This window comes from Cellulomonas sp. P4_B5_2, assembly GCF_056402235.1.
The window spans coordinates 1-3,711 of sequence record NZ_JBFUHU010000350.1; the positions used below are offsets into that span (position 1 = coordinate 1).

General features: G+C 71.9%; 2 protein-coding genes. Both read right to left on the reverse strand.

The window, feature by feature from the left end; all coding sequences use genetic code 11:
- The coding region (locus AC1DUQ_RS19190) for an AMP-binding protein (protein ID WP_477074371.1) at positions 1 to 932 on the reverse strand (932 nt) is incomplete at its 3' end.
- 61 nt (positions 933 to 993) lie between these two features.
- The gene (gene valS / locus AC1DUQ_RS19195; protein ID WP_477062677.1) at positions 994 to 3,630 is read right to left on the reverse strand and encodes a valine--tRNA ligase; all 2,637 of its coding nucleotides are present in this window, start codon (positions 3,628 to 3,630) and stop codon (positions 994 to 996) included.
- Between the last annotated feature and the right edge of the window lie 81 nt (positions 3,631 to 3,711).

Genomic DNA, 3,711 nt, shown 5'->3' on the forward strand with positions numbered 1-3,711 from the left:
CCGGGGCGGGCGGGGGCGTGGCGGGCACGCAGGGCGGCACCGGGCCCACCGGTCTCCAGGGAGCGCGAGTAGTCCTCGGCGGCCTTCGCGGCCCAGCGGAAGAGCTTGAGCTTGGTCCCCGAGCCGGCCTTCTGCTCCGCCGAGTTGTAGACCTTCTCGAAGACGCGGGGCACCGCCAGGATGAACGTCGGCTGGAACGTCCCGAGGTCCGCGAGCAGGTTCTTGGCGTCCGGCGTGTGTCCGAGCACGGCACCGGAGGGAACGCACAGCACCTGGATGAACCGCGCGAACACGTGCGCGAGCGGCATGAACAGCAGGGTGCGCGAGTGCGGCATCGCGACGACCTCGCCCAGCCCGGCGACCCCGTTGCGGGTGATGGCCACGAAGTTGCCGTGCGTGAGCTCGACGCCCTTGGGTCGACCCGTGGTGCCCGACGTGTAGATGACGGTCGCGAGGTCGTCCGCGCGGGCCAGCGCGCTGCGGCGTCGGATCTCCTCGTCGAGGACGCCGGTCCCGGCGTCGACCAGCGTGGCGACCGCGCCCTCGTCGATGACCAGCACCTCGCGCAGGCCTGGGAGGTCGTCGCGGACCTGGGCGACGACGGCCGCGTGCTTGGCCGTCTCCACGACCGCGAGCCGGACGCCGGCGTCGGCCATGATCCAGCGGACCTGCTCGGCCGACGACGTCTCGTAGACCGGCACGCCCAGGGCTCCGGCCGCCCAGCAGGCGAAGTCGAGCAGGGTCCACTCGTAGCGCGTGCGGGACATGATCGCGATGCGGTCGCCCGGCTGGACACCGCGCGCGACCAGGCCCTTCGCCACCGCGGTGACCTCGGCGTCGAACTCGGCGACCGTCACCGCGGTCCAGGTGCCGTCGACCACCCGCTCCGCGAACACCCCGGAAGGGTCGCGCAGGAGCCGCTCGGCGAGCATGCCCGGGATGCTGTCGGCGGGGTCCAGCTCCACCAGGGACTCGGAACGTGACTCGCGCACGTCAGGCCTTCGGAGCCGGCGGGACCAGCACGGCGTCGCGTGCCACGCACGTCTCCCCGTCACCGTCCACCAGCGTCAGGGTTCCGGTGACCCGGCCGGCCGCCCGGATGTCGTCGAGCGACACCTCGATGCCGGGTCGCAGCGCGGCGGGCACGACGAGCTCGACCGACGTGATCTCCGTGCGCATCGACAGCTTGGCCTCGGACTTCACCTTGCGCAGCGCAGTGAGTGCGGACCCGGCGGCACCGACGACGGCGGGGTCGGCCGGGGTGCGCAGCGGCTCCGCGGACGGCCACGGCGCGCGATGCACCGATCCCTGGCGCCACCACGACCAGACCTCCTCGGTGGCGAACGGGAGCACCGGCGCGAACAGGCGCAGCAGCACGTCCAGCGCGATCGCGAGGGCAGCGCGGGCGGACCCGCTCTCCGCCGACGGGTCGCCGTAGGCGCGGTCCTTGACCAGCTCGAGGTAGTCGTCGCAGAACGTCCAGAAGAACGTCTCGGTCAGCTCGAGCGCGCGCGTGTGGTCGTACGCGACCAGGGCCGCGGTGGCCTTGTCGACGACGTCCGCGAGACCGGCCAGCATGGCGCGGTCGATCTCCACGGTGACCAGCGACGGGTCCAGGGCGAGCGGCTCGTCGGCGGCACCGAACGAGAGCGCGAACTTGGAGGCGTTGAGCACCTTGATGGCCAGGCGGCGGCCGATCTTCATCTGGCCGATCTCGAACGCCGCGTCGGTGCCGAGCCGCGCCGAGGCCGCCCAGTACCGGACCGCGTCCGAACCGTGCTCCTCCAGCAGGCCCATGGGGGTGACCACGTTGCCCTTGGACTTCGACATCTTCTTGCGGTCCGGGTCGAGGATCCAGCCGCTGATCGCCGCGTCGGACCACGGCAGCGAGCCGTGCTCCAGGTGCGAGCGGACCACCGTGGAGAACAGCCAGGTGCGGATGATGTCCTGGCCCTGGGGGCGCAGGTCCATGGGGAAGACGCGGCTGAACAGGTCCGGGTCGGTGCGCCAGCCGCCGACGATCTGCGGGGTCAGGGAGCTGGTGGCCCACGTGTCCATGATGTCGGGATCGGCCGCGAACCCGCCGGGCACGCCGCGCTGCTCGGCCGTGTAGCCGGCGGGCACGTCGGAGGACGGGTCGATGGGCAGCTGGTCCTCGGACGGCAGCAGGGGCTTGTCGTGCTGCGGCTCGCCGTGCTCGTCGAGCGGGTACCAGACCGGGAAGGGCACGCCGAAGAACCGCTGGCGCGACACGAGCCAGTCGCCGTTGAGGCCGCTGACCCAGTTCTCGTAGCGGACCTTCATGAAGTCGGGGTTGAACCCCAGCTGGGCGCCGCGGGCGAGCAGCTCGTCGCGCAGGGCCTCGTCGCGCCCGCCGTTGCGGATGTACCACTGGCGGCTGGTGACGATCTCGAGGGGCTTGTCGCCCTTCTCGTAGAAGTTCGCCTTGCGCTGGGTGTTCACCGGCTCGCCGTCCAGGTCGCCCGTCTCGCGGAGCCCCCCGACGACCGCCTCGCGTGCGGAGAACGTGGTCTTGCCGGCCAGCTCCTCGTAGCGGGCGCGCGGGCCGTCGCCCACGAGCCACTCCGGGGTGTCGCGCAGGATGCGGCCGTCGCGGCCCACCACCGAGCGCGTCGGCAGCTGCAGCTCGCGCCACCACTGCACGTCCGTGAGGTCACCGAACGTGCAGCACATCGCGATGCCGGCGCCCTTGTCGGGCTCCGCCAGGGTGTGTGCGAGGACCGGGATCTCCACGTCGAACAGGGGGGAGCGGACCGTGGTGCCGAACAGGTGCTGATAGCGCTCGTCGTCGGGGTGCGCGATGAGCGCGACGCAGGCGGGGAGCAGCTCGGGGCGGGTGGTCTCGATGTAGACCGGACCACCGACACCGTGGAACGCGACCCGGTGGAACGCCCCGGGGTAGTCGCGGGCCTCGAGCTCGGCCTGGGCGACCGCGGTCTGGAACGTGACGTCCCACAGGCCCGGGGCCTCGGCCTGGTAGGCCTCGTCGCGCGCGAGGTTGCGCAGGAACGCCTGCTGCGCGACCGCCCGGGACTCGGCGGACACCGTCTGGTACGTGCGGGACCAGTCGACCGACAGGCCGAGCCGGCGCCAGAGGGCCTCGAACAGGCGCTCGTCCTCGACGGTCAGGCGCTCGCACAGCTCGACGAAGTTCTTGCGGCTGACCGGCAGCTGGGGGCCGGACTTGCCCTCGCCGCCCTCGAACGGCGGAGTGAACTCCGGGTCGTACGGCAGCGACGGGTCGCAGCGCACGCCGTAGTAGTTCTGCACGCGACGCTCGGTGGGCAGGCCGTTGTCGTCCCAGCCCATCGGGTAGAACACCTCGCGGCCGCGCATCCGCTGGAAGCGGGCCACGACGTCGGTGTGCGTGTACGAGAACACGTGGCCGACGTGCAGGGAGCCCGACACCGTGGGCGGGGGCGTGTCGATCGAGTAGATCTGCTCGCGGGTAGCGGTGCGGTCGAACGCGTACAGGTCCTGGGCGGTCCATGCCTCGTCCCAGCGGTCCTCGACACCCTCGAGGGAGACCCGGTCCGGTACCTGCCGCGTGCCCGTGAGGAGAGTGGGGTCCTGCTGCACGGGAGGCACGGTGAAGGCGTCGGAGCTCATGGTCCGACATCTTCCCAGATCGGCGGGCCTCCACGCTCCGGCGACGATCAGGCGAACAGTCGGTGAACGAGGGCGGTCCGG